Raw genomic sequence first — 25138 nt, forward strand, 5'->3', positions numbered from 1 at the left:
TTTCGCACAGTCTCAAAACAGCTCAAAACCCGCATGCTTCCTAGCATTGCGGGTTTTTTGTTGCCCCTGGCAATCTCGCTGCGTACCATCACATCGCACGGAAGTACCATCATTTTTGTTGGTACCCGCTGATTCAGGAAAGGCCGATACCAACAGGAGGCAAGGCGATGGCACTGAACGACACCCGGGTGAGGCAGCTCAAGCATGGGGGCGCGGCCAACGGGGAGAAGTACGCGGACGGGGGCGGCATGTACCTGCACGTGACGGCGACCGGCAAGTACTGGCGCATGAGCTACCGGTTCTTAGGGAAGCAAAAGACCCTCGCCCTGGGCGTCTACCCGGACGTATCGCTCGCCAAGGCTCGCCAGCGACGCGAAAGGGCGCGCGAACTCCTGGCGGACGGCATAGACCCCGGCGTCGCCAAGCGCGAGGAAAAGCAGGCCAGGACCGATGCCGCGGCGAACACCTTCGAGGTTGTTTCACGGGACTGGCTCGCCAGGACGGCGAACAAGCGCGCAGAGGTCACGCAGGCCAAGGTCACGAACTGGCTCGAGAAAGATGCTTTCCCGTTCATAGGCAAGCTTCCCATCTCGACCATCCGGGCCAAGGACGTCCTGGACAAGGTGGCGCGTCGCATGGAGGCACGCGGCATTCACGAAAGCGCCCATCGCATCGTGCAGATCTGCTCGCAGGTCTTCCGCTATGCGGTGGCGGTCGGTCTGGTGGAGCGCGACGTCACCGTCGACCTACGCGGCGCGCTGGTTTCGGTCGACAAGACCAACTATGCCGCGATCACGGACCCGAAGCAGGTCGGGCAACTCATGCGGTCGATCCATGCCTACGAAGGGCACCCGATCGTGCGGGCGGCGCTGCAGCTGTCGCCATTGGTATTCGTACGCCCCGGCGAACTTCGCGCGGCTGAGTGGAGCGAGGTGGACCTGGACGCGGGCGAATGGCGAATTCCTGGTCCACGAATGAAGATGAAGGTTGAGCACCTTGTGCCGCTCTCACGGCAGGCTGTGAGGATCCTGCGAGAGGTGCAGCCCATTAGCGGGCACGGTCGGTACGTGTTTCCCAGCATCCGCACTGGAGAGCGCTGCATGAGCGAGAACACCGTCAACGCGGCGCTGCGGGGCATGGGCTATGCGAAGGAAGTGATGACTGCCCACGGTTTTAGAGCGATGGCCCGGACGATCATGGACGAAGTGCTGGGCGAGCGCCCTGACTTGATCGAACACCAACTCGCGCACACGGTGAAAGATCCCAACGGGCGAGCTTACAACCGCACCGCTCACTTGCCGGCGCGCAGGGCAATGATGCAGCGCTGGGCGGACTACCTGGACGACTTAGGCCAAGGCGCCAAAGTCATCGTGTTCAAGGCGACATGATCTTCTGTTGTGCTTGCAGCGGTTTGCCTATTGCTCTGTTGAGATGTTCCAATCAATCTACCCGGCGACCGGCGACCGGCGACCGGCGACCGGCGACCGGCGACCGGCGACCGGCGACCGGCGACCGGCGACCGGCGACCGGCGACCGGCGACCGGCGACCGGCGACCGGCGACCGGCGACCGGCGACCGGCGACCTGAGCCTCTCAACTGACTTTTAATCCGTTGGTCACAAGTTCGAATCTTGTACGTCCTACCAATCTAACCCGCATGGGTATTGAAAAACCTGCTATGAATTTTGTAGCAGGCTTTTCCATTTTCAGGGTCATTCCCGATTCTGTCCCGGTCCGTGTCCCGATCGGATTTTCAGAAGCAGCGCCATGACGGCCATCGCCCTAACGGCGCGCTCCGCCCGGTGGCTGCATCCGGGCGCGGCACGGCACCCCTTCTGCCGGAGCCTTTGCGTCGAACGAGGGCGCCGTCGACGCCCCAGCAGCGGCAACGCTGGCAGCGTAGCCCCAGGCCGGCGCGCGCGGGCGCCGACGTCGTGACACGAGACTGCAGCCACAGTTAACGGCGGGCGCTGAGCCCCCTTCGGCCCGCCTCGTGCGGGTCTTTTTTTGCCCGGCGTTTTTTGGTCGTACTAGCCACGGACTGTGATTTCAATGGCGTTTGGGTCGACGCCGAAGGTCTTCGCGAGCCGACGCTTCGCCTCGGGGATCGTCAAGAGAACTTCTTCTACGCTGGAGGAGAGCGCGGGCATTGGCTTGAAGCTCAGCTTGCCAAGTTCGATGCCGATCCCTTCCAAATCCGTGTACCAGACGGGGTTGCGATACCCAGGCCATGCACCGGGCACATCGACCTCCGCGTACTCGCTGAAGGTCAGAAGCCAACGCGGCTTGTCCGAGCTGTTGTTCGGGACTTCAACAACGTCCTTGAGCTTGCCAACGACAAAGGCGGCGTGATGCGTCGCAGAAGCCTTGCCCCAGTCGTCCGCGAAGCCGCGGTTCTGCACGCAGACCACGTACTTGAAACGGGCGGCACGCCCGTTATCGAGCACCCAGGCCTGCGTTCCGCCTTCGGCCAGGATCCTATCGAGGCCGCGAGCCGTGAGAACGCAGATTGCTTTGTGATGTTCTTTCTTTTCTGTCATGCCTTACCTTTGAGTTATGAAGAGGCAATTATGAGCTACGAAGCCAATATTATGCAAATCATTAGGAAACGAATCTGAAACTATGGAGATAGTTTGACTTGCTTGGCTCCGGGTACAGCGCCCCCGGCTGCTGGGGCCGCCTGTGGTAAATCTGAGACCGTGGCAGCCAAGCGGGTGCATCGGTTCACCAGACGGTCGTGACCAGAAGCTTCTCGTCTCCACAAGACGAACGAGCGCCATGCCCCAGACCGCCGCCGAACGAAACCGGACGTACCGCAAACGCCTTGCCGAAATGGGCTCGACGAGCATCTGCATCACCGTCGACGGCGCCACGGCCATGCGCCTGCGTGCCATGGCGCGCGAGCACCAGCAATCGATGGGCTCCGTACTGCAGCTCGCCTCGCTGCTCGCCCCAGTGCGCGCTCGCCGAACCCGCGACCTGCGCCGCCAAGTGATCGTGGTCGAGCACGTGCCAGCGCCGGCGGGAGCACCGGCGGGAGCTTCGTACTTCGAGTGCGCCCGACTGAGTGCCGTAATAACCACCACGTCGTGCGCGCAGCGCTGGAGTGCGGCCCCCAGCACCTCACCGTGCAGCGGCTGCTCGGTTGGGCACCAAGCACCACGCGAGCACGTCGCCGACCAGCTCGCCCTTCTTGAAGCAGAAGGATCGGCTGCGCGAATGCCTGCGCTGCGGCCGGACCCATCTGCGGGTGATCCAGCAGGACGGCATTTGCGTGAGTTGCTGGAATCGTCAGCATGAATGGCGCAGGGGTCGGAACGCAAAGGGCCTGCGGCCCGTGATGTTCAAGCCGCTAGACGTCTTTACCGTCGCGACCGAGATCGCCGAAGGGGCCGTGGTGCACCACGCCGTCGAAGCGCGCCACGCGGCCGAGGCCGTGGGCGTGATCGCGACGCGGCTGCCCAAGGGCACACGCCTGAGCACGGCCCGTCCGGGCGAGACCTGCTGGAGCGGGCAGCACAACCGCTTCGTCATCGCCTGCTCGACTTGCGGCCATGCAGGCCTGCTTGAGCGCACAGCGCGCGGGACGCGACGCCACCATTGCCCTGCCAGTGCGCGCCCACGGGCCCGGCCTGGGCCTTGGCGAGGCCCAGCGCACCGGTCATCTTGCTGCCGGCCGCCATGCTGGTGACTTGGCTTGAGCTCACGGGCGAACGCCCGCCGGCGCATTGGGCCTCAACGCAGTTCGGCTGCGAAGCGTGCGGTACCGCCGTGCTCCAGGCGCGAAGCACAGCAGACGGGCGCGTCGAGGCACGATGTGCCGCATGCGGCGCAGGGCACGCGCATTGAAAAAAGGCCCGCTGCAGGGCGGGCCTCCTTCGGTGCAGCGAAACCAGATCAGCGCAGCGACAAGCGCCGGGCGATGGCGCGTAGCTCCTGATCCGTCAGCGGCTTTTTGGCGGTGGCGTGCGCGGCGGTCGGGATCAGCGACTTCACGAACACTACGCGAGTGCGCTTGGCCTTCGCCTCCGCTTGGGCCCGGGCGAGAGTCAAGCTGAGGATTTTCTCGAAGATGGCGGCGCTGTACCGCCCAGTAGTGATGCGCTGCTCGTCGAGCCGTTCGGCAGCACGACGAACATCACCCCAGGTAACGCCTGCGTACTTGCCGCCAACCTTGGCCGCTGAGACGCGCCGCATGCCCTCGACCAAGTCGCGGTAAGCACCCAGGTATTCGATGCGCCCGGGCCGGCCCTTAGAAAATGTCGTCATCGGCGGGGGCCTCCTCGTCGTCGTTGGGTTCGGCGCGGAACCGCAGCAGGTCGTCGTAGAGCCGCCGATGAATGAGTTCGAACGCCACAAAGAGGGGCTCAGGCTTGCCGGTCAACATCGCTGCGATCAGTGTGTTGAACTCGAAGTCCTCAAGGCCAATTTCCACGCGGACGCAATCGAGGTCACGCCGCAGCGCGTCTTCCTTGGTGGGGCGACCGACGGGGTTCGCGCTCGGGGCGCCCGTCTTGAACTTGCCGGCGCTCACAGCCATGCTCCATGCGCGACCTTGCGCAGCAAATCGCTGGCGATGTAGATCGACCCGAGATTGTTGCAGTTTCGCTTCTGCGCCTCCAGACGAAGCGTGCGCACTTGGGCGACGAAGTGCTGCTCCAGCGCGCGAACCCGGTCGGCCAGGCCGTCGAGTTCGGCGCTGACCTTCGCCTTCGCCAGGGCGGCTTCTGCAGCCACAACGGCCTGCTGCTGGGCGGCGGGCTCCGTGGCAATCACCGCGTCCTCCATCGGCTTCATCATGCGGCCCAGGTCTTCCAGGTCCATTGCCAGGGCGTTCATGGCGGCGGCGTCTGCAGGCTGCTCAATGCCAGCAGTGCGGCGGGCGCGGATCGCGTCCAGTTCGGCCTGCTTGGGCTGCATGCGAGCGCGCAGGGCATCACGCGCCTTGACCGCCTCAGCGTGCGGGGCCTGCGCCTTTGCCAGGGCCGCACGAGCTCGGGCCGATTCCTGCGCAGCAAGACGAACCATGGGCGGCGGCGCCGGAGGCTCGGGCAGCGGCTCGGCGCCGGGTGCGGACTCGATGGTCTCAATGGCTTCGGCAACCTGTTCCTGTGCGGCAACGATCGCTGCGGATTCGGCCTGCTGAGCGACAGCGGCGTGTTCGGCAGCAGCAGCGCTTGCGGTCTCGGCGGCAGCAGCCCGCTCGGCGGCGAGTGCCTCGCGGGCGGCGGCGAGGGAGGACCTCGCGGAGGTGGTGTCGACGCCAGCGAACAGGGCGCCGTCGAGCACCTCTTCGGCATGTTGAACGGCCTCGGCAGCGGCGCTGACCGAGGAGCGGACGGGGGGAGAGGTTTGATTACTCATGCCGCCAACTATTCCGTCACGACGGGCGTTTCTGCCCAGCTTTCTGCCCGATACGCGAGACGCATTCGAACAGAAGACGCCGAGGCACGTACCGCCAGCCCCGGCTCAGCGCGCGCGAAAGCGACAGCCGGTCAGTACCAGTTCGTCGCGAGGGGAAGCTGCACCGTCAGCTTGCGCAGCCCCCACGCCGCACCCAACTGCCAGCAGGAGGCCGCATGATCGGCCACGCTCAACTTCTGAAACATTCGTGGTCCGCTCGGCGGCAGCACAGGAAAGACGCGCACGGCTGCATCCCAGGCCACAGCATCGAGCACGTCGAAGTACGCCACAGGGCACGCCGGGTCATCGAAGGTCCTGATGATGCAAGCGACGACGACCAGGGCCGCGACAGGATGCGCACAGTCAACAATGCCGACCTCGAATGGCTCAGCGGTCAAGTGCGCGCCCGACTTGTTGGCGTAGTGCTTGAGCAATCCGAGGCGCTTTTCGAGCGGCGTCTTGCCCTCAAGAAGTTGTTTTGGGCTGCCCGAGCACTTGTCGAAAAAGGCGAGTAGCAGGGCGATCGCCGCCAAGGCCGACTCGGCGTTTCTTCCTGGGCTTTTCGCCCACTGCTCGGCGATCTGCTCGACGCCCGCCTTGGAGCACTTGGCGAACTGATGCCCCGTCATGCCACCCTTGGAGTGGTCAAAAATCTTGCGGCATGTGATGGCGATGGCGCCGATGGTGGCGAACCGGACGGCTTCTGCAAGCACGAGGTCCTGGTGGCGCCCCTCTGCCGCCGCCCGCAAGCGGCTGGCACCGAGATAGAGGTAGAGCGCAGGAAGAATGCGCTCCGTGCGCGCGTACACGCTGCGCAGGAACAGCAGCGCGTTCTCGAACTCACCGAGCTGTTTCGGCCGCGCCTTCGCGATCCGAGCGGCCCGCTCGGTGGTCTCGCGATGCATGGTCTGGTCGAAGATCAAGTTCAACGTCGTTACGCGAGCCATGGGCGGCAGGACCTTTCGGCTGCCGCAGGAGGAGCACGGCGCCCGCCGATTCTCGCCGCGCCGGCGCCCCAGTAACTTCGCCGCTGCGGCCCGCGCACGGCGCTTGACGGGTCGCGGAAGACGTTTTCGCCTCGGGGCACGACCAACTCGTCAAGATCTTTACCGCCCGAATGTGAGGTGTCTCACTCAACTAGCTTGCTTGCGAACAGAGCAAGCCGTTCGCATCGCGCGTTGAGGAACGGTTCATAGTCATCGTTGAATTCGGCGGGGTCACAAAAGGCCGTCGCCAATGTGTCTGCTCGTGTTGCTGGCGTTCCGAGGTCATTCACGTACACCGACGGCCGCTTTTTGCCAATATTCTTGTTCTCTGCGGCACTCAAAAAGCAAAAGTTTCCAAGCACGTTGATCTGAGCGTCCGTTACGCCGCGGTCGCGGAGAAAGGCGCGCGGATAAATATGGTGGAACTCAGAACGGTTGTACCGTTGTAATACCTTGTCGAGGTCGATGCTCTTGCCCGAAAGCAAGCTCCTTGGATCGTTATTCGCCAAGAGCAGAACGAATGTCTTCGTTGCTGCGGCGCCGACCCGGAATGTGCTGGAGTAGAAAAGAGCTGGCTCGACTTTCACGTCAATCGAGTCGAGCGTGTTTGCCTTGCCTTGCTTAAGGAGCGCGATCTGCTCGATATCACCAATTGTGGTTTTTCGGGTTTGACTGGTGTATCTGGACGAAAAGCAAGTGCGCCAAAACCAACGTTTCAATGCATGGAGGGTCGGGCCATCGTAAACAATCTCTTTGCCGTCGGGCGCCGCGAAGAACACTGCGAGTGGCACAAGCATCGACGGGTACGGCAACAACTTCAGATGCACAACCTTGAGTTCCGTTCGAAGGAAGTCGATTGCGCCACGAATGCCATTCTCCACGGTCGAGAACTGCGCTCGCACCTCCGCGCCATTCAGGCCGAGAAGCTTCTCCGCACCAGGTTCGCCGGTCAAAATTCCAGCTACACAACTGAGAACCAAATCAGCATCGTCGCCGACGCCTTCGAACCCAAAGTCGGAAAGCTCCTCGCGCAGCTCTTTGAACTTCTCAAGCAGGTCAAATTCATCGCTCCAAGTCCACGCTGATAGGAGCTGCAATGTATCGAGCGCCACACCCAGATGATTGATTCGCTCGAAGACGATCGCGACGATCGAGCGATCTTCGCTCTTCAAAACCTGCACTGGAATCTGAACTTCCTTGAATTTTTCCTGAAGCTTGTCGACGATAGCGATCTGCTCGGACTGCAAATGCGCTGTCGCCGCCCGATACCGGACTGAGTCGAAAAGGACGTTCATCGGAAAGTAGCGATTCTTGTCGAACTCATCACCCTCCGGAATCGCAATAAAGGCGCTGTCTTGAGGATTGCCTGTCGCGTCCAAATCGAAGTAGATCTCTGCCCAGTCCGGGTTCTCTTCTGGCTTCAAATCGGTCTGAAAGACCGTGAAGACCGAGGTCAATCGTTGCTGGCCGTCCAGCACATAATCGATTGGAAAATCATCCTTTGGGTCAGGCAGTGTGAACGTCCCCAACCTGCGCTCGGTCAGAAGTTGTTGCTTCGTGCGCCAAAACAAGAGGGAGCCGAACGGGTAGCCCTTGTAAATGCTGTCTAGCAGGTATGCAACGCGATCCATCTCCCACACGAAGCCGCGCTGAAAGGCGGGGATGCGGACTCCGCCGCTGACTACGGAGTCCAAGATATTTCGAATCGTGTAGTGCTGGTATTCCATGAGGCCTCTGTTGGTGCGGTCGAAGCAATGTACCCGGTAAACGCTTGTCGATTCCGGCCGCTGCGGCGGCGGCGACAACAGCGCGGTTGAGCTGGCGCGGGGTCGCCGTGCCCGGCGCTTCGAGTGCCTGTGCAGCACCTCCAGGCGCCCTGAGGCCCGCAAGCGGGCCCGAAAAAGGCGAAGCAGGCGGCGATGGGCTAAGGGGCGGGCAAGATGGTCAAGCAGGCTGCGGCGGTATCCCGGGCATCCGCATGACCCCATTCGATGCGTTGCGAAAGGGATCGCGGAGCCGTCAGGATCAGCTGCTGGTCTTCTTCCTTCTCAGCGATGGCTGCACGCGATCCGGCTGTACCGGCGTCGTCCGCTTGAGATAGAGCGAAAACACGAATGAGGCGCGCGCTGCGTCATCCTTCTCGCCCGCGTAGCCATAGGCAGCATCAACGATTTTGTCGAGTGACTTGTGCGCCGTGCGAAGTGCGGGCGGCATGGCCAGTTGGTCATATAAATCGGCTAGGCTAGCCCCCGGGAACTTGGCACGCGCGTCGAGGATTGCCTGCGCTGCTGCAGAAATTTTAGCCTGCAGGGCGGCATCTAGTTCGGGCCAAGGGAAGTTGTTGTAGACGATCGTGTTGGAGTAGCGGTATCGGCTCTCGAGGCGTCCACAAACCGATCGCGTCCACGCGTTGTGCATCGTGCTATTCAGAATTCCGAAGTGAAGGATGCTCGCGCCTGGCACCATGGAGTTTGCGTTACCGCAGATGGTCTTCGCGTCGTTGAATCCAATGGGCACGAACTTCCGATTTTCGGAAGTGTGCAAAGGAACCAGCAGATATGTACCCGTCTTCGGCTGCCGGTCTTCAGCAAACAACCAAGGCGTCTCCGCCATATCTCGCGTTGGACCTTTCGTGCTCTTGAGCCGCATGGTTTTCACGGCTTGCACACGCTTGCGAACTTCCGAAAGCGTCTTAAGTTCGGTGGGCGTGATCCCATCAAGCCAAAGGCACCAGCGCCTCTCGTTGTAGAGGAATTCGTCAGCCCCGAGGAACGGGCGGATCCACTTACGGGCCGCGGGTTCGAGCTCGAGCAAGGCGATCTTTTCGCCATCTTCCAGAAGGAGGTTTTGACCATCGGTCGGCTTGCTGCCGTAGATCATCGCTGGAATGTTTTCAATTGGATTGGTTCGATTCGGCAGTAGAACATCGTCAGCCTCGACCAGATACGGGTTGATCCGCGACGGGGTCTTCGGCAATACGTCTGCTTTCAAATCGCTGCCGTATTCGAAGAGTTCGTACTTGGAAGGCTTGCGGAGACCGAAGCCAACGATCACGCAATGCACGGCTGCATTCCCCTTGCCCTCGTTCTTCCATGCAAAGGTGCGGTGAGCGAAGCGGATGTGAATACCTGCGTCCAGCAGCGGCTTCCAAAGGACCGCCACTTGCTCTCCCTGGGTAATGGAGTTGGTCGATACGAAGGCCACGTCGATATTCGGATGGCCCGCGATGTAGTGCATAGCTTTGACGTACCAGCCGGCCACATAATCGAGCACGCCAGCGTTCTTGATGTCACCACAGACATGCACCATGTCCGCCTTCTGATCCACAGTTTGGTTCTGCTTCCCAATGAAAGGCGGATTGCCCACCAGGTAACGACAATCGTCTGGGGCGAGTACCTCCTCCCAGTCCGTTCTCAGAGCGTTGCCAATCTTGATGGTGGCACTGTCCACCAGCGGCACTGTGGGCCTGGTGGTGCCGAACTGCTTTGCCGATTCCAAGTTGGCCTGGTGGTCGGTGATCCACATGGCCACGCGCGCAATGTGCGCCGCCGCTGGGTCAATCTCCACACCATAGAACTGACTGACCTTCACGCGGCACAGCGTGGTGACGTCCAGCAGGCCCATGCTCTTCTTCTCGAAACCAAACAGTGCCTTGATCACCTCGTTCTCGATCTTGCGTAGCTCCCTGTAGGCGATAACCAGGAAATTACCGCATCCGCAGGCCGGATCGAAGAATGTCAGGGTCGGGAGTTTGTCGTAGAGGACCTTGAGCTTGGCTTTGCTACCCTTAGCACTTCTGAGCTCAGCATTGAGATCATTAAGACATAGCGGATTAAGGGCGCGCAGGATGTTGCGCTCGCTTGTGTAGTGCGCACCAAGTTCGCGGCGCGTCGTCTTGTTCTTCGCCTTCGTCGAAGCTTGGTCCTCCAAGATCCCTTGGAACATGGCGCCAAAAATAGCCGGAGATATTCCGCTCCAGTCGAGGCTGGCGCATTCAAGCAAAGCGTCGCGCAGAGTCTTGTCGAAGGCCGGAAAGTCAAGTCGTTCTGCGAACAGGTTGCCGTTGATATAGCTGAAGGCGGCAATCGCCTCATCCAACGTTGAGGGACGCTCCTCCATCGACTGGTCGAGCACGCTGAATAGCTCGCGCAGCGCGCCGCCTAGATCCTTACCATCGACCCTTGTGCCTTCAACGACTCTGCGGAAAATGCCGTTCTCGCCGAAGATTCCTGTCTTGTCTGCAAAGAGGCAGAAGAGCAGACGCGTCATGAAAACTTCGAGAGACCGCCCCTTGAAGTTCGTTTTCACCAAGGCCTCGTGGAGTCGAGACACAGCGTATGCGGCCTCTCGGTTCACCGGTGACTCATCGACGATGTCCGCCGCCTCGTCGTCGGCTAGGAATTTGAACCAGTCGGCATTCTTGGCCAGATCGGCCAGCGTGCTCTCGTGCTGGGTGTCCAGCAGAAGGTCATAAAGACGAATGCGACTGAAGTCAGAAGTGATGATGTAGCGCGGGCGATCTACTTCCTTGAGGGCAATGAAGTAGTCGGTCGCCTGGATGAAGGCACTGTCCAGATTCTTGCCCTGGCTCTTGTGCTCAACAATGAGCTTGCCCGGGATGAAGCTGTCGATGTACCCCGGAGCCCCCGAGATTTTCTTCACGGCCTTCTCGTAGACAGTGGCTGACTCCGCCCTGATTCCGAAGCACTCGTAGAAGCGCAGCCAAAACACCTGCGCTTGCGACTTCTCCGATGAAGCGTTGCGCCATTGCTGGGAAAAGGCCGTCAGGCGCCGGCGGGTTTCGTTGATGGTGATGATCGGCATGCTTTGCGTATCTGGAGAATCGTCGGGAGGGAGGGGCAGACTTTACTGGTCAAAACGATCATCAATGGGGAGCGAAGGACGAATTCGACGGCGTCTCATTCGAGTTCGCCGTCCTAGACCGGACAGCTACTTTGATTCAATGCTCAAGTGGGCGAAATCGAGCGGTTGTGGTCAGGGCAGCGACGAGTGCTCAAAAATTAGCTGGACTGCCTTTTTGAACATGGGCACAGTCCGGTCACCGATTTCGGTCAATCGTTGCCAGGAGCACCAGAACATGTCCCGCGTTTTTGCCTACTGCCGCGTGAGCACCGTCGAGCAAACCACTTCTAATCAGGCGCAAGAGATTGCCGCCGCCGGCTTCGCGGTCACGCCAGCGCGCATCGTTTCCGAAACCATCTCGGGCTCCACGTCTGCAGCCGAGCGCGCCGGCTTCGGCAAGTTGCTGGATAAGCTGGAGGCCGGCGACGTGCTGGTGGTCACGAAGCTCGATCGCCTGGGGCGCAACGCGATGGATGTTCGCGCCACTGTCGAGGCCCTCGCCGGCATGGGCGTTCGCGTGCACTGCCTTGCACTGGGCGGCGTCGACCTCACCAGCCCCGCCGGCAAGATGACCATGGGCGTGATCGCGGCCGTCGCCGAGTTCGAGCGCGACCTGTTGGTCGAGCGCACCCAGAGCGGGCTGGCGCGCGCCAAGGCGGAAGGGAAGACGCTGGGGCGCCCGCGCGCCCTGACCAAGGCCCAGGCACAGGAAGCGCTCGGTCGCCTTGCAGCGGGCGAAGCTGTGGCCGCCGTCGCCCGAGCGATGAAGACCAGCCGCGCCACAATCATGCGAGTGCGGGACGCTGCCCCTGCATGAGCAGCCGGGACCACGAGGCGTGTCTCGCCGATCTTCCGACTGGCAGCGAGGCGCTGGATGAAGGCGTCGGCAAGCTGCTGGGCAAGTGCCGGCCGTCGCCAACAAGGCGCGCCCATCACCGCCACGAGACTGTGTCCCGTGGCCTCCGAACTCGCCTTCTGCCAGCATCGAACTAGATTCCGGTGAACAACTCGCGAAGCGGCATCTTCAGCGCCGTTGCCAAGGTCTGAATCGCATCAAGCGAAGGGTTCGCGCCTCCAGTCTCGACCCGGCTCATGTACGTCCGCGCGAAACCACACCTTTCAGCGAATTCCTCCTGGTTCAAGCCCGTCGCCAAGCGCAGCTCGCGAATGCGATTTCCAAAGCGAACGCGGACGGACTTCATGCACCTCGATGCTCGCGAGATGTGATCTAATCGAGAACACACTAATCGTGACATTTGAAATGCAGAACAAACTGGCTTTTGTCTTTTCAGCCGCGCTGCTCCTCGTAGGACCCGTGGACGCATCCGCCGCTGACAACGCAAATCGAGGAGCGATACCGTGGGTACTGGACGTGCAGGGGTTTCCTGGCGGCCAATGCACGACTAACGATCTGGTCAGCTCTTTCGAAGAGGCGAGGCGCTGGGGTCGGGAAAGCGAAAGCGATGGCATGATTCAGCTTCGCTCCGTGAATGAAGGCCCCGACAAAATCGTCTATATGTACTTTGATCGCATGATCAAGTCCAATTCGACGCGGACTTTTTATCGAACAATCGAGGCTTGCAAAGCAGATCGTAGAGGTTAAGGACTGGGGCGGACGCCGAGGTAGACAGCCAAGATTCTGGGCTTTTGAAGATATCAGCTCGACCGATCAGGGGTTGCCGCACTCAATTGGCGGCGTCATCCGAGATGCACCAGGATTGCAGCCACTAGCGGCGCGTCGTGAGCCCCGGTGAGCAGTTCATGCAAGCGGGCGATCGGGCACAAGACGGCCCCCTGACTTTCCCAGTGCATTGCGGCCGGGCTGCCGCCGATGCGCCGGCCGATGAAATATCGGGTGAAGGTCATCGAGCGCGGCAGATCGATCAGGTGCCCCGTCACCCGCACCAGCAGGCCAACTTCTTCCCATGCCTCGCGCAGCGCCGCGGCGGCCAACGAGCCCGCGTCGTGCCGCCTGCCCTTGGGCACCACGTGCGCGACGCCGCCGAAGCCATTTGAAGGCTGCGCCAGCCAAAGCCGACCATCAGGCTCCACGATCGCAATGCCGGCGGCCGCCGCCTTACCCTCGGGACAGTGCCATGGTGGCTCGACGACCGGCTGGCGCGCGGCCTCGGCATTCCACCAGTCGTCATCGGTCGGCGACCAGGGCACGAAGGGCACGCCGTGGAGCTCGGCCGGCATTGCGCCACCCGGTGGCACCGTGACGATCGCATCCGGATCGTTCCAGGCTGCGGGCGGGCTGGCCGTGCTGGGCCGCAGGATCGCCACCGGCTTGCCGGCGTCATCGAGGCGCGGGTGAAAGGCGGTCACGGCCTCTGCAGCTTGAGCAACAAGGTCCAGATGCTGTGCAGCACGCGCGCCCGGCCCGAACCCTTGGTCGCGCTCACGTTGTCCTTGTAGTTCGTGTATCGGATCGCCTCGGCCATCCGGGCGAGCGCGGCAGCGAATTCGGCGCGCGGCGCTACAACCCTGTAGGCGTAGTCGCTGCCGCTACCGCGCTCAATCTCGCCCATCGTCGGCATGAATTTCCGCAGTTCGACCAGATCTGTCGAAGTCCGCGATCGGATGGTCAAACGGTCGGCCGCCACGTCGGCCTCCTTCTGCACCACGCTCACGAACGAGCCGCCCGGCAAAAAAATCCACATCGTTGTTCTCCTCGCCCCGCCACCGCGGCGGGGTCCGGAATGTACCGTCGATCGCGCACCAGCGTCGGCCGCCCTCGCGCCCGCGCGCGTTTTTTTATGCTTGGCCGGCCGAGGGGCTGGGGCGTGTGTTCGACGCCTCTTCAGCACAGCAATCGAACCCGGCTGGATGCCCTTCAACCTGCCTTGAATAGTCGCCGGCCCGCTGAACCCGCGCACGCAACCCCCTTTGTTGTGCCAGGAAGTTGCCTGCTGTTCAAAGGTAACGCGGGTAACGCCGGTAACGCTCCCTGCATAGGGCCCAAATATTCAATGAACTACCCAAAACTACGCCTCTCAGGGGGAGCGTTACCAGCGTTACTGCGTTACCGGCCCACTTCGACGATGCCGGCTGGGGCCAGAGTCAGGGCCAGGTTCTACAGGACGGCTTCTTCTTCGCCGCTGGTCACGGCTGCCATGATCGCGGACGCAGTTAGCATCGACCCGTGGGGCCGTGCCTTCTGCGCCTCGCGGCGCAAAGCGTCGTTGTTCTTGATAGCGACCCAGTGATCGGCATTGCGGATCGCCCACATCTTCTTGGGATGGTTGTCGATCTTGATCTGGCGATCGAACTGCTTTGCCCGCGCATCCTCCAGGCCGCGCCGCATCGCCTGGGTGAAAACGGTCGATTCGCCGGACGTGACGTAGGTGGCGATATCTTCATGGGTGATGACCTCCGCCGGCCAGTGCTTGCATAGCTGGTCGATGCTGTGCTGGTCCATGGACTTGGACGAAGGCGCTTTTGAGTAAGTAACTGCAAGGTCTGAATGCGCGCGATGTCGCGCGCCTCGGTCTGCATTCGTGAGCATCTCCGACTAGCCAGACGAGCGGATTCGATCGGCTTTACGTCGGCCAGTCTGCATGATTACGCAGACTGAACTAGAAAAATTAATGTGTTATCAAGGACTTACGTAGAAAATGCGGTGCTCCTCGTCCTCCTGTTTCTCCCTGTGCTCGCTGTGCTCTATGTGCTCCTGGGATATAGGTGTAGGAAAAAGGGGCCCGAGGGCACATCGCGGCGGCGTTCGGACCAGCTGGTTAAAGCACGTTTTCGTAGGCCTAAGACCAACATGGCAGACGACAGGACGAAGGTGGGCGGCCAGGACCGACAGCGCATCAACCTGAGCCAGGACTACGAGGTCAGGGACTGGGCAAAGTCGCTCGGCGCGACCGAGGAGCACCTGCGCATGGCGGTGGCGGCCGTCGGCAATGACGCCGACAAGGTACGCGAGCACCTGAAGAAAAAGTGAGGCCGCTATGCCCGCCAAACACCGCGATGCCGCCGCGCCGTGCAGATGCAACCCGGCCGCGGCCTTCGAGTTCGAGGAGGTGTATGCCTCGGTCGAAGACCTGGAATCTCCCTCAGGACCTCGGTGGCGAAATGCTCAGATCAGCCGCCGGCAGCGGCACTGACCAGCCTGCACAGCAGGCTTCGATGGCAGCCGCCCTGGCATCGTCCAGAACGGCGGCCGCCGCGTGCTGCTCGGGTGTCGGTTCGAGTTCGTCGACGAACCCGCCAGCGTCCCAGCCTTCGCGCGCGTGATGCGCGACCGCCGCAGCCCAGGGGGCGACATCCGCCGCTTCGAACACTGCGCGCGCGGCCGCCAATCCTCGCTCCAGCTCCTCGGGGCTTGCGCCTTCCACGCGCAGGATCATCTTCATGTGCGTTTTTCAGAAAGCGAAGCGTCTGCCGGCGGGACCTTCGGCTGCGCACGCTCCGGCTTGGGCGTCGGCGCCCGAGGCGGATCGGGCGGCGCCGGGGCAGCCTTAAAAATCTCAACCGGCGCCAGCTTGAGCAGCAGCTGTGCATGCTCGACCGCGCCCTCAAGCCACTGGTCGAAATCTGCCGCCTCGATCGGGATCACCGACCGCTTGTCTTGCAGCTGGAGTGGTAGCACCAGCTTCGTCTTCGGGTCCACCGCGGGCCTATGCATGCGGCCCATGAGGGGGTGCGCGTCAGCATTGAGCGTGAGCATGGTGTAGCTCTCGTGCTCTTCGCCTGTGACCTTGTCCACCAGACGTTCCACAGGCCAGCCAGTCCCCAAGGCTGTCCGTCAGCGCGACGGAAGCGCCACCACTCGCACCTTGAGAACGGCTGCTCGAATGGTCCCCAATACGGCTCATCGAAGCTCGTGGCCGGGATGATGCAACGCTGGCCCCGCTTCCACGGGTCCTTGTGGCTGGCCTTGTCGGCGGCGGTCTGGGACATGGCGCGTTCGTCTTGTGAAGACGAGAGCTTCTAGTCACGACCGTCTCGTGAGACCGAAGCGGCGATGTGCCTGCGCGCCGCTCGACCGTCGGGGTACGGGTCAACCACCCTTCCCAACGAAGACGCGGGGTGCAAACCCTGGCTGTTCCAGACTGCCTGCGAGATCACTGCAGTCTGGAGAGCGCATTCGCCAATGACGCGAGACGGCCTACAGGGGGATGCCGCTCATTTGGCATCCTGTTCACATGGCAGTATCAGGTCGGCCATTAGCAAGTTCGCGTTGAACGGCACCAGTCCCTCCGGCCCAATCGGAATTGGCCAATCGCGTGGCACACGCACCAGGATGCGGAGCTGATGCTCTTCACCCTGGTTGTCTACCACCTTAGCCGCGCCGTTCTCGTCGAACTCAACCTCTTGATCGGGGATGCCCACGATATCGCGGCCGTTGCTTCCCTCGAAACAAGCGGTGCCATCAGCCTGTAGCCAATGGAGATAGACGTGGAGGCCCCCGATGCATACGACGCCCTTTCTGCGCTGATCGCCACCGTCAACCCGGCGCAGCGCCTCAAACAGGTATCTCTTCATTGCTAACCCCCTCAGTGATGCGCAGCAAATATCCGACCGAAGCATAGTGCCGTTCTTTTCAGCATTGCGGAGTTTGCCGGGAAGTGTCCGCGACTGCCTCGATGTTGGTGTCGGCAATGCCCGGCCGTGGTGCCCTCTCGTGACCTTACCGCTTGCGCTCCTGCTGCCGCGACCGCGCGCCAGTAGGGCTGGCGCCTGCCGGGCAAAAAGAGACCCGCGCGAGGCGGGGCTGAAGGGGCGCGGTGAGCGCCCTCGTTAACTGGAGAGTCAACGACTGCAGTCTCACGTCACGACGGTCCGCGGGTCCGCGCGTGCGCGCCGTGCTGGCACTATGCCGCCAGCGGCGTCGGCAACTGATCGCCCGCCAGTCCAGTCGCCAGGGATGCCTGCTGGGTTTCGATGTGGCAGGATTCGTGGCAACGCAGGAATGCAGTCCTGCGAGAGCTGATGCGGACAACTACCCGGGTTTGGCCTGGGAGTCGAGCTCTCGCGCATAAGCGATCACCGCCTCATACACCAGCCGTGGGTCTGCATTTCCGTTCAGGTGTTCAAGTGCGACTTGCGTCATACCCGAGCGATATTCCGAGACTGCGAGGATCTTGAGAAAGTAGGCAGGATCATCTGGCCATTTTTCTCGAACGGCTTGATCAACCGCCTTCGGTGGAGCGCCTACCAGAGATGAATGAAGCGCAGGAACTTGACCGTCGATGATCTCGTCGATTACTAGCCGCTTCCAGACAGTCCCAATCTGGGCCTCGAAGAACCGATCTTCCTTGGATACTTCGTTGTCCACGATCCTTCCAACATAGATGCCATGAAGTAGCGCGGCAGGTCCTGCACTTGCAACGCTTGACGTTCCAAAATGAATGCGACCATTCTTGTGATACGCGATGACCGGAGCACCAGACATGCCTTCTCGTGATGCGCAGTCAATGAGGAATTTGGGCTGACGATTCCAGCCGACGTTCGGGTCTGACGCCACAGTGGCTCGCTTCCAGATGGGGGCAGCAGAGAAGTCAGCGATGCCTTTGGGGTACCCAAGAACGAAAAGGTCGTCGCCTGCATGGACCAATGCATCTGGCGGGACAGTCAATCGGGCGTGTGCACCTGCACATCGTTGTATTGGCTGAATATCCGTCGAGACCCCGCTTGGATTGACGCCGTTGCGCATACGACCAGGCATAACAATATCCCGACCGTTGCTCACGTGCATCTCCTGCTCAAAGACTGCTTCTGGGTCGATCGGAAGTACTGCCACGTCTATTCGCGGCCAGCCAACTGGGTGGACTAGATACAATGTTTGGCTATCCGTTTCCACGGGAAGTGTGAAGGGCGTGCGAATGAGCCCGGGGCCCACGTGGCTGCTTACGACCTGAGGAACTATTGCGACCACGTTATCCGGAACACCTCCTTTGTCGGAGAGGGGCCGCAGAGATTCGCTATGTCTACCACTCAGGTTATGCCACGCCGTGGCGATGTAGTGCTGCCCATTCCGTTCATACAAGACGCCGGAGCCCACCGCTAGAGGATGCTTGCCTCTGCGCATGGTCAAATGGACCACAGAAGAACTTGGATCAGTTGTCATGGTCAAGCATAGCGCTTCGCCGCACCTCTTTAGATTGTGGCACCCATGTCCGCTGCGACCGCGCGTCGGCCTCATCCATCGGCACAACCACTATGCTGCCCGTTGGCAACCTTTTGATCTGCTTACCGAGGTCTTGGGCCCAACCCAGTCATTGAAATTGCTCTCTTGCTGTGGCGCCAAGCCGAGCCCCCGGGCAGGTGCTACGAAGGGCGTGACGTAGTTCGACTTCCTCTTGTGCAGGACGATACGCAGTCTCATGGGCGAAGAGACCGGTGAGCGCAGGGCCGGGACGAAGGCGCTGACCGATCGGATCGCCGAACTCGAAGCGCGCTTGGACCCTTCGGTAACGCGCCCGCGTGGGAGGCGCGCGTCCATCGCGAGGGCAGTCGCGTGCAGCACTTCCTGGGCCGATGTTCAAGGCCGTTCGCGATATGGAGGCCGAGCCGGCGATGACAGCGGCGACTGGCATCGCATCTGCACTTCGGGATTCCGCGTGCGCGGCGGGTTCACCGGGGGCAAGGCCTACGGGCCCGGCGACATCACAGTGAAGGACTGCGGGGCTTTCGTGATGGGCAACGGCTAATTTCACCTGTTGGCCGGACGCTGCGCGCGCGGCGAGCCGTGTGCGAATCGTAATTGAGGTGAAAACCTCAATTCAAAGGCATGCATCCACGGGCTGTCGGGGATGGAAATCGGTACAGTTGAGGTGCCTATGGCTAGAGCCCATCATCGCTGTCGGTAGGAGTTGTGGCCGTCTACGGTTACCTTATCAGAGGCGTCCTTCGGAAGGTTTCGGACCATATTGGATAGTTCCAGCATCACTTCCACTGCCCACTTACAGATCGCGGCGCGCTGCCGCAATTCCGCATGGTATCCGTCGAGCTTTTCGGCATCGAAGTGCCCGCCGAAATAAATCTTTCCGCCTCGAGCCAAATCCATGCGAAGTGCGATGGCAAGCCGCCCGGCGTGACTGTGGGCATGATGGCTATCAATGTTCTGCTTCAATTGAGCCGCCGCTCCTGTGGACAAGCCCAGTCTCGCTTCATTAGCAACAACTTGATATGGAGCCCGGTTCCCTTCTGCGCGTTCGTCCTCATCGACGACAAGTTTCCAGTAGTCGCACTCCTGATCCTTGAAGCGCAAGGTTTGGGGGGAGGCGGTCAACAGAGCCATGCAAATCCCCTCCACGGCTTGCCTAGCCAGATTGCCCGATGCACCAAGCTTCCCCGAAAGGAGCAGCTTCACGGATGTGAGGCAATCGTCCAGTACACCGTGCATGAAAGCGCCGACTAGGGCCCGTTGCACTCCACCTTCGCACTCCTTTTGAAAGCCGCTGAAGATTTTGTATGCGGGGGCGAATGCCTCTGCAAACGCCACTGCGTCCGCCGCAACAGCGTTCTGGAAATCCTTCCGCACTGACTCGTCAGGATCAAAGACTTCTGCGACAACGTCTTGAGGGTTGGACAGGTCAATCGTCATATTCCGATTCAATCACAAGCACCTCACTGCCTTGGGGCGCTAGCTTAGCGCTCGATGTAGGCATTCCATCTATCTCGACGACCGGTCTCTTTGATCGCATTGGCAATGCTTGTGGCTGCGGAGCGGAGAGCTGCCTCCAAATTGTCGTCGAGACGATCATCACGATAACGGACATGAACCATTCCGCTCAGGTCGGTGGGAAGCTTGGGTGCGTTTTCTGGGCACACCAGGAATGTTCGATCCTTTCCCAGGGCGCCAATAAAAAGTCCCAGTTCAAACGTCACGTTGTCGCGCGGAATGTTCACGTCCTCTCCTCGCCACGTAGCGATGTCGTCTCTGCCGGCGATGAGGATCGCGTAGTCCACATCGCGCGTCTTTGTCAACAGCGCCGACATGAAATCGCTCGAAGGTTTGAAGACTCCGTCCGTCCACACCGTGCATTCAATGTCCGGCTTCGCGCTCTCCAGACATTGCTGGAGTGCGTAGGCGACCGTCTTTGTCTCGCCTGAAGACCCGATGAAAACGCGATAGCGCTTTTGCGTTCTAGGCAGATCGTCAAACGCAAGGCGCCCAAATGCCGTCAAGCGACACGCCTCCAGGATTCTTTGGACGGCTTTAAGCTGACGGTTCGATGCCCCATGCTGCTTGAACAGGCCCTCATGCTCAGCACAAAGACTCCCACACCTCAGCTTCCAGGAAATCTCTTGCTTGTCAACGCACCAGTCAAGCAGGCAGCCAATCGATTTATCGTGGGGCTTTAAGCTGTCTTCCCCGACATCTGAGACCTGTGCGTATACGGACAGAGCGATCTCCATCATCAAGAAGCTCGCAAGACCTGGCGGGGAGAACTGATCAGACCAACCGGCGGTCGAGATAATGGATACTCCCCTCGTAGAGTGGGAGAACCAGTTGTCTTCAAACGGCAAGGACGTTACCGCGATCACGTTGGGACCATGATCCTCCAGGAAAGAAAGGTCAATCGGCCAGGACACCGCTTGATCGTTTGCGAGCGACTCGGAAGCGACGGCACGTAGCGAGATCACATCCTGCGCGGCATCGATACATTGACCGGCGCGCTTGAGATGCACGTCGTCCCTTCCGCTGAGTGCCACGGAAACCAGTGCAAATTCCATTCTTCATCCTCCGGGATTGCTATAGATTCTTCGTCGCAGAATTACGAACAGAGCTTTATATCTCTCATAAGCGACCAATGAACTCTGACCAGGGCCGGATCATCGACCGGTGCGATCACCGACGTCCACGCGACTTCCGCGCCCGGGGGTGCACGCGCACGGAACGGCGGCGCCGCCGCAGTCACAGCCGCCCTCCACGACGCCCGCTGACGGCCTGTCCAGGCGGTCTTAGCAGAGCCAGCCCGCTCTGAGGCAGTGCACGCACTTCATTGGGGCATCATCTTAGCGCGTGCATTTGCAATACGATAGAGTTGCATTTGCAATTTGTGATAGCGTTCCGCAATGGCACGACATACCCCGCACCACCAGCCCGGCCCAGCCGCCGAGCGACTGATCCCCGCCCCGAAGATGTCGGTCGAAGAGACCATGCGGTCTTTCATCGCGGAAGCAGCTCAGGACATCGTCCCGCCGTCGAGGGAGGCGGTTGAACTGGCAACGAAGCTCAACATCGTGTTTGACTCGGTGTTCGAGCCGCGCAGCGCAGGCGGCAAGCGCAAGGGCGCCGTCGCGACCGACCTGAAGGTCTTTGTTTCGATGCACGACATCGGCCATCATCGCGTGGGCCTCAATCGCGACGCAGCGGCGACGCTCGCCGCGAAGCCAGTGACCGCAGCCGCGATCAGGAAATGGTTCGACGCGACCGGCATGGAGCGGCGCAAGGACCTGTACCACGCGCTGCATGTGCATCCTTCGACGCTGTCGCGCGCCGAGCCGCAGACCGAGATGGACGCCTCGGTCACGGAGCGGATGCTGCGCCACAGCGACCTGCTGGTGCGCGCCGCCGAAGTGTTCGGCGAGGAAGGCAAGACGTGGCTCACGAAGCGGCATGACCTGCTCGAAGGCAAGACGCCGATGGAGTTCGCGGGCAACGAGTACGGCGGCGCCAAGGTGCGCGCGATGCTCAACGCGATCGAATACGGCGGTGTCGTTTGAGCGTCAGCGTCTGGCGCATCGGCAGCACCAAGGGCCTGACGCTCGCGACGCTCTGGCTCGGCTCCACCTTCGAGCCTGGACGCTGGCACCGCATGCCACCGGCGGGTCAGCCGGTCGTCTACGCGGGTGGCAGCCGCGCGCTGTGCCAGCTTGAAAAGCGCGTGCATTGCAACGGTGTGCAGCCGATCAATCAGACGCTGCTGCGGCTGGACCTGCCAGACGACGCAGAGCTGACGGACATCCGCGATGCAGGCATGCCGCACAACTGGCGCGCAGATGAACCGTGGAGTCAGAGCGTCGGGACCCTCTGGCGCACCTCGGGCATGTCGCTGGGCCTGTGGGTGCCGTCAGCGGTCGAGCCGGGCGAGTCCAACATGGTGCTGAACCCGGACCACGAGCAGTACGCGGCCATTAAGATCACGGTCGAGCGCAACCCGTTCCTGTTCGACCAACGCATGTTCTAGGGCGTCGACAAATCGCAATCGGCAAAATACTGGATACATGTACAGTATCTGGCGTAAAAGTCAGGATCGAGTTGAGGCGTCACGAGGGCAAGTTCGTCGCGCGGTTTCGTCAGCAACTCGGCCTTCGCGGCCGGCTGATGACCGCCGCGCGATATCGAAGGGAAGCTCACCGCGCTGCTGTTCCTGCGCGATGTCGAAGGCGAAAACGGCTACCCGTCCCGGCCATCGCCCGAGCTGTTCGCGCCGCGTGGCTTCGAGTTTCTCGATGATCAGTCCGCGTGCATGGCTTCGAGATCATCGATCGGCGGGCACTTCGTGCCGCCGTTGGACGTCTCCCGCTGCCCGAGGTCGTGCGACGCTCGAATCGAATCCTACTCATCGAAATGCACTAAAAATCGGGCAACACCGGAGTGATTGTCGCCGTCCATGCTTGACGCTGGAGCCCAAAATGCAGCGCGCGTGGATCACTTGAACACGCCGAGTCGCATGACCGACGAGAGCGGGTAGGTCGTGTGGCAGTGGGGTACTTGGCGTCGGGGATAAAAGGCGACGGTGGCGAAGTACCGGTTTGCGAACCTGGAGGTGAATCCGAATCCGGGGATGACGAGTGTCTCGGAAGTCACGCCCAAAAAGCGCTTCGATGGGCAGTACTATTTCGCCGAGTCGGGGCTGCACTACACATATCGAATCCGCGCCCGACGATCAGGCATGCGCCCTGGCGTTGGTCGTCGTCTACGTTTTGTCGCAACGGTGAAAGCTGCTCGCCGAGGCCATGCAGGCGTAGCCGGTGTCGGTCTGGCTCTACGCTGGGGAACCACACGCGCAAGTCTACTCGACGGTCGTGGCCCAGGCCAATCAGTACGACGATGCGCTCTGTGACCTTGCGCTGCACACGCACAGGCCGAAGGACGGGCGACGAGACACCAATTCCCGCAGCGCGCGCATGTGAGGAGGGTAGAGTTGTTCAGTTTGATTGCACGCATCCAAAGTGTGCGCAACAGCGGCCCAGCGATATGGGAAGCACAGCCACGTCGCCGCCGCGCCCCGCGTACCCTGTTTCAACAGCCCTCAACCTTGGACTACCCTAATCGATGTCAGCGACTCTCTCGACCGACCAATGGATTCAGATCGCGAACGCGATCGGCACATGGTTCGCTGCATTAGGAACGGTCGCGGCCGTGGCTGTCGCCCTTCTCCTTGCGCGGACGGCCGATCGTGTCAGCCTTGCCTGTGTAGCATCGCTAGTGCCTGAGGCTCGCTCAAATGGCTGCGTCGAGGAGGTGATGTTCATGCGCGCGACCAACGCGGGGAATCGGTCAGTGACAATCGTTGAGTTTGGATGGGCCATCTACGCGCCCGGTGATCGGCGCACATACTGCCGTCAGAATGTCCCCAACATTAGCGCAACACATGTCGAGATTTCGCACGGCCGCTCAGCAGAACTCTGCATGGATATTGATGCGACGAAGTGGCTCGACTTCATGGCGGTGTTTCTCAGCGGTGGTGATCTTCGGAAGCTCAGAGCGGTGTTCATGACTTCGCTTGGTGACATTGTGGAGGTAGCCCCGCAACAGCCGCTGCTCGACCGTTTGCGCTGGATGCAGGAGCGACGCGGCTTGATCTAAGCGGAATGGCCCCGATGCGGCTGAGGAATGTCGCGCTGGCTCTGCAGACCGAAGTGAGGCAAGTGTTCAATCGGCCGCTTTGCGCCGACGTCCTCACGTGGCGAAAGGAGGGGCAGCGAAGACCTGGGCGCGTCGGGGTTGCGCGAAACAGGCGTGCGCTGGGACTCTGGGATGTCGCTGCCTTGTCGAGCGGGTTAGCGCGCGTTCATCGCCTGCACGATGGACAGGCCGCGCTGTACAGCGCCCGCGTCGTTGAAGCCACCCCGGTTTGCGAAGTGCGGCGATTCAATCAACAGCCACGTCATCTTCGCCGTGAGCAAGAATTGCTTGCGGCCTGAGTCTCTTCGCACCGAGCGCGGCTATGTCTCGCCGCCGAGTAGAACGCTTCACGTCCTCAGGCGCATGCGGCTCCGAAGGTCAAAAAGACCTGAAACTTCTTATGGTGGCGCCTGTGCTTAGAGCACAGGCGTCACCCTTCCCAACGGCGGAGAAGCTGAGGCTTCCTGCCAGCCTGTCGCGCCCGCGTGCTCGGATCGCACCCGCGAAAAGCGAGCCGCTATCGCGACTTGGAGAACAGATCAAGGCGCTTCGCATTGCGGCAGGCAAAACGGGCGGGGAGCTTGCTGCCCAGTGCGGAGTTTCGAGCTCGCTGCTCTCGCGCGTCGAGCGCGGGTTGGTGTCCCCTTCGGTGGAGACGCTCAGCCGAATCCCCGAGGGCCTGGATGTCTCTCCATCGCGCTTTTTCTCAGACCAGCGCAGCAGGTCGGATCTGTCGCTGGTGCGCGCCGGCCAGGGCATCGTTGTGGATCGCATCGGCGCGGTGGAGAGCTATCGGTATGAGCTGCTGGGACACCTGTTGTCGGGCAGTATGTTCGTCGAGCCCTATCTTGTGCGGCTGTTGCTTGACGCCAAGCCCTATGCCGGCTTCCAGCACCCGGGAATGGAGTTCCTCCACCTGACTTCGGGCAGGGTGCGTTACCGGTACGGCAACAAGGCGATGGACTTGAATCCCGGAGACTCCTTTCTGTTCGAAGCGAGCGCGTTGCATGGCATCGAGGAAGTTCAGGAGGTCCCGGTCAGCTATCTGGTCATCCTATACACGATGCGGGAGTGAG

General features: G+C 61.3%; 27 protein-coding genes and 1 pseudogene. 9 read left to right on the plus strand and 19 right to left on the minus strand.

All coding sequences use genetic code 11. From position 1 onward, the window contains the following. The first annotated feature begins 167 nt into the window (after window positions 1-167). Window positions 168-1388 (plus strand): tyrosine-type recombinase/integrase, encoded by a 1221-nt coding sequence (locus tag E5P3_RS02690; protein ID WP_162584572.1) that lies wholly within the window; start codon window positions 168-170, stop codon window positions 1386-1388. A gap of 641 nt (window positions 1389-2029) precedes the next feature. On the opposite strand, the gene E5P3_RS02695 is transcribed toward E5P3_RS02690, so the two are convergent. Continuing rightward, the gene (locus E5P3_RS02695) at window positions 2030-2539 is read right to left on the minus strand and encodes a hypothetical protein (protein WP_162584573.1); all 510 of its coding nucleotides are present in this window, start codon (window positions 2537-2539) and stop codon (window positions 2030-2032) included. A 238-nt stretch (window positions 2540-2777) separates the two neighbouring features. On the opposite strand from E5P3_RS02695, the gene E5P3_RS02700 reads away from it, so the two are divergent. Next, window positions 2778-3299 (plus strand): hypothetical protein, encoded by a 522-nt coding sequence (locus E5P3_RS02700; protein WP_162584574.1) that lies wholly within the window; start codon window positions 2778-2780, stop codon window positions 3297-3299. Window positions 3300-3529: 230 nt separating this feature from the next. Here the strand turns inward: E5P3_RS02700 and E5P3_RS02705 are convergent, their stop codons facing one another. From E5P3_RS02705 to E5P3_RS02735, 7 genes are all read right to left on the minus strand, one after another. Then, window positions 3530-3706, minus strand: a complete 177-nt coding sequence (locus E5P3_RS02705; RefSeq protein ID WP_162584575.1) for a hypothetical protein — start codon at window positions 3704-3706, stop codon at window positions 3530-3532. A 190-nt stretch (window positions 3707-3896) separates the two neighbouring features. After that, the gene (locus E5P3_RS02710) at window positions 3897-4268 is read right to left on the minus strand and encodes a hypothetical protein (RefSeq protein ID WP_162584576.1); all 372 of its coding nucleotides are present in this window, start codon (window positions 4266-4268) and stop codon (window positions 3897-3899) included. Continuing rightward, window positions 4252-4533, minus strand: coding sequence for a hypothetical protein (locus E5P3_RS02715; RefSeq protein ID WP_162584577.1), 282 nt, complete (start codon window positions 4531-4533; stop codon window positions 4252-4254). The genes E5P3_RS02710 and E5P3_RS02715 overlap by 17 nt, the downstream gene beginning before the upstream one ends. Then, window positions 4530-5363: a hypothetical protein gene (locus E5P3_RS02720; protein ID WP_162584578.1), complete on the minus strand. Its 834-nt coding sequence runs from the start codon at window positions 5361-5363 to the stop codon at window positions 4530-4532. The genes E5P3_RS02715 and E5P3_RS02720 overlap by 4 nt, the downstream gene beginning before the upstream one ends. 131 nt (window positions 5364-5494) lie before the next feature. Then, a complete protein-coding gene (locus tag E5P3_RS02725; RefSeq protein ID WP_162584579.1) occupies window positions 5495-6325 on the minus strand; it encodes a hypothetical protein in 831 nt (276 codons plus the stop codon). Window positions 6326-6531: 206 nt separating this feature from the next. Then, a complete protein-coding gene (locus E5P3_RS02730; protein WP_162584580.1) occupies window positions 6532-8115 on the minus strand; it encodes a GmrSD restriction endonuclease domain-containing protein in 1584 nt (527 codons plus the stop codon). A gap of 298 nt (window positions 8116-8413) precedes the next feature. Next, complete coding sequence (locus tag E5P3_RS02735; RefSeq protein ID WP_232072954.1) at window positions 8414-11212, minus strand: class I SAM-dependent DNA methyltransferase; 2799 nt, start codon at window positions 11210-11212, stop codon at window positions 8414-8416. A 274-nt stretch (window positions 11213-11486) separates the two neighbouring features. On the opposite strand from E5P3_RS02735, the gene E5P3_RS02740 reads away from it, so the two are divergent. Further along, window positions 11487-12068 carry a recombinase family protein gene (locus tag E5P3_RS02740; RefSeq protein ID WP_162589498.1) on the plus strand — a complete coding sequence of 194 codons (582 nt, stop codon included), beginning with the start codon at window positions 11487-11489 and terminating at the stop codon, window positions 12066-12068. Between the two features lie 172 nt (window positions 12069-12240). Here E5P3_RS02740 and E5P3_RS02745 read toward each other — a convergent pair whose 3' ends face one another. Beyond that, window positions 12241-12453, minus strand: a complete 213-nt coding sequence (locus E5P3_RS02745; RefSeq protein ID WP_162584581.1) for a helix-turn-helix domain-containing protein — start codon at window positions 12451-12453, stop codon at window positions 12241-12243. Between the two features lie 59 nt (window positions 12454-12512). On the opposite strand from E5P3_RS02745, the gene E5P3_RS02750 reads away from it, so the two are divergent. Then, window positions 12513-12854: a hypothetical protein gene (locus E5P3_RS02750; protein ID WP_162584582.1), complete on the plus strand. Its 342-nt coding sequence runs from the start codon at window positions 12513-12515 to the stop codon at window positions 12852-12854. A gap of 95 nt (window positions 12855-12949) precedes the next feature. Here E5P3_RS02750 and E5P3_RS02755 read toward each other — a convergent pair whose 3' ends face one another. The 3 genes from E5P3_RS02755 to E5P3_RS02765 form a co-directional block, all read right to left on the minus strand. After that, window positions 12950-13579: an NUDIX hydrolase gene (locus tag E5P3_RS02755; protein WP_162584583.1), complete on the minus strand. Its 630-nt coding sequence runs from the start codon at window positions 13577-13579 to the stop codon at window positions 12950-12952. Next, window positions 13576-13914 (minus strand): hypothetical protein, encoded by a 339-nt coding sequence (locus E5P3_RS02760; RefSeq protein WP_162584584.1) that lies wholly within the window; start codon window positions 13912-13914, stop codon window positions 13576-13578. The genes E5P3_RS02755 and E5P3_RS02760 overlap by 4 nt, the downstream gene beginning before the upstream one ends. 413 nt (window positions 13915-14327) lie before the next feature. Beyond that, window positions 14328-14672 (minus strand): hypothetical protein, encoded by a 345-nt coding sequence (locus tag E5P3_RS02765; RefSeq protein WP_162584585.1) that lies wholly within the window; start codon window positions 14670-14672, stop codon window positions 14328-14330. Between the two features lie 348 nt (window positions 14673-15020). On the opposite strand from E5P3_RS02765, the gene E5P3_RS02770 reads away from it, so the two are divergent. Then, window positions 15021-15200, plus strand: coding sequence for a DUF3606 domain-containing protein (locus E5P3_RS02770; RefSeq protein ID WP_162584586.1), 180 nt, complete (start codon window positions 15021-15023; stop codon window positions 15198-15200). A gap of 112 nt (window positions 15201-15312) precedes the next feature. Here E5P3_RS02770 and E5P3_RS02775 read toward each other — a convergent pair whose 3' ends face one another. From E5P3_RS02775 to E5P3_RS02800, 7 genes and pseudogenes are all read right to left on the minus strand, one after another. Then, window positions 15313-15612, minus strand: coding sequence for a hypothetical protein (locus E5P3_RS02775; protein ID WP_162584587.1), 300 nt, complete (start codon window positions 15610-15612; stop codon window positions 15313-15315). Continuing rightward, window positions 15609-15977, minus strand: coding sequence for a hypothetical protein (locus E5P3_RS02780; protein ID WP_332107407.1), 369 nt, complete (start codon window positions 15975-15977; stop codon window positions 15609-15611). The genes E5P3_RS02775 and E5P3_RS02780 overlap by 4 nt, the downstream gene beginning before the upstream one ends. Before the next feature lie 26 nt (window positions 15978-16003). Next, window positions 16004-16159 (minus strand): annotated as a pseudogene (locus tag E5P3_RS36300) (hypothetical protein); the annotation flags it as partial. Window positions 16160-16384: 225 nt separating this feature from the next. Continuing rightward, the gene (locus tag E5P3_RS02785) at window positions 16385-16744 is read right to left on the minus strand and encodes a hypothetical protein (RefSeq protein WP_162584588.1); all 360 of its coding nucleotides are present in this window, start codon (window positions 16742-16744) and stop codon (window positions 16385-16387) included. 457 nt (window positions 16745-17201) lie between these two features. Then, complete coding sequence (locus tag E5P3_RS02790) at window positions 17202-17951, minus strand: hypothetical protein (protein ID WP_332107363.1); 750 nt, start codon at window positions 17949-17951, stop codon at window positions 17202-17204. A 1104-nt stretch (window positions 17952-19055) separates the two neighbouring features. Further along, window positions 19056-19808 carry a hypothetical protein gene (locus E5P3_RS02795; protein WP_162584590.1) on the minus strand — a complete coding sequence of 251 codons (753 nt, stop codon included), beginning with the start codon at window positions 19806-19808 and terminating at the stop codon, window positions 19056-19058. Window positions 19809-19852: 44 nt separating this feature from the next. Next, window positions 19853-20941 (minus strand): TIR domain-containing protein, encoded by a 1089-nt coding sequence (locus E5P3_RS02800; RefSeq protein ID WP_162584591.1) that lies wholly within the window; start codon window positions 20939-20941, stop codon window positions 19853-19855. A gap of 342 nt (window positions 20942-21283) precedes the next feature. Here E5P3_RS02800 and E5P3_RS02805 point away from each other — a divergent pair, with 342 nt between their 5' ends. From E5P3_RS02805 to E5P3_RS02820, 4 genes are all read left to right on the plus strand, one after another. After that, window positions 21284-21934 carry an MbcA/ParS/Xre antitoxin family protein gene (locus tag E5P3_RS02805; RefSeq protein ID WP_162584592.1) on the plus strand — a complete coding sequence of 217 codons (651 nt, stop codon included), beginning with the start codon at window positions 21284-21286 and terminating at the stop codon, window positions 21932-21934. Continuing rightward, a complete protein-coding gene (locus tag E5P3_RS02810; protein WP_162584593.1) occupies window positions 21931-22398 on the plus strand; it encodes an RES family NAD+ phosphorylase in 468 nt (155 codons plus the stop codon). The genes E5P3_RS02805 and E5P3_RS02810 overlap by 4 nt, the downstream gene beginning before the upstream one ends. A 1091-nt stretch (window positions 22399-23489) precedes the next feature. Next, window positions 23490-24023, plus strand: a complete 534-nt coding sequence (locus E5P3_RS02815) for a hypothetical protein (protein ID WP_162584594.1) — start codon at window positions 23490-23492, stop codon at window positions 24021-24023. Window positions 24024-24516: 493 nt separating this feature from the next. Next, window positions 24517-25137 carry a helix-turn-helix domain-containing protein gene (locus tag E5P3_RS02820; RefSeq protein WP_443083275.1) on the plus strand — a complete coding sequence of 207 codons (621 nt, stop codon included), beginning with the start codon at window positions 24517-24519 and terminating at the stop codon, window positions 25135-25137. Window position 25138: the final 1 nt, after the last annotated feature.

Origin of the sequence: Variovorax sp. RA8, assembly GCF_901827175.1 — a bacterium.
GTDB lineage: Bacteria > Pseudomonadota > Gammaproteobacteria > Burkholderiales > Burkholderiaceae_C > Variovorax.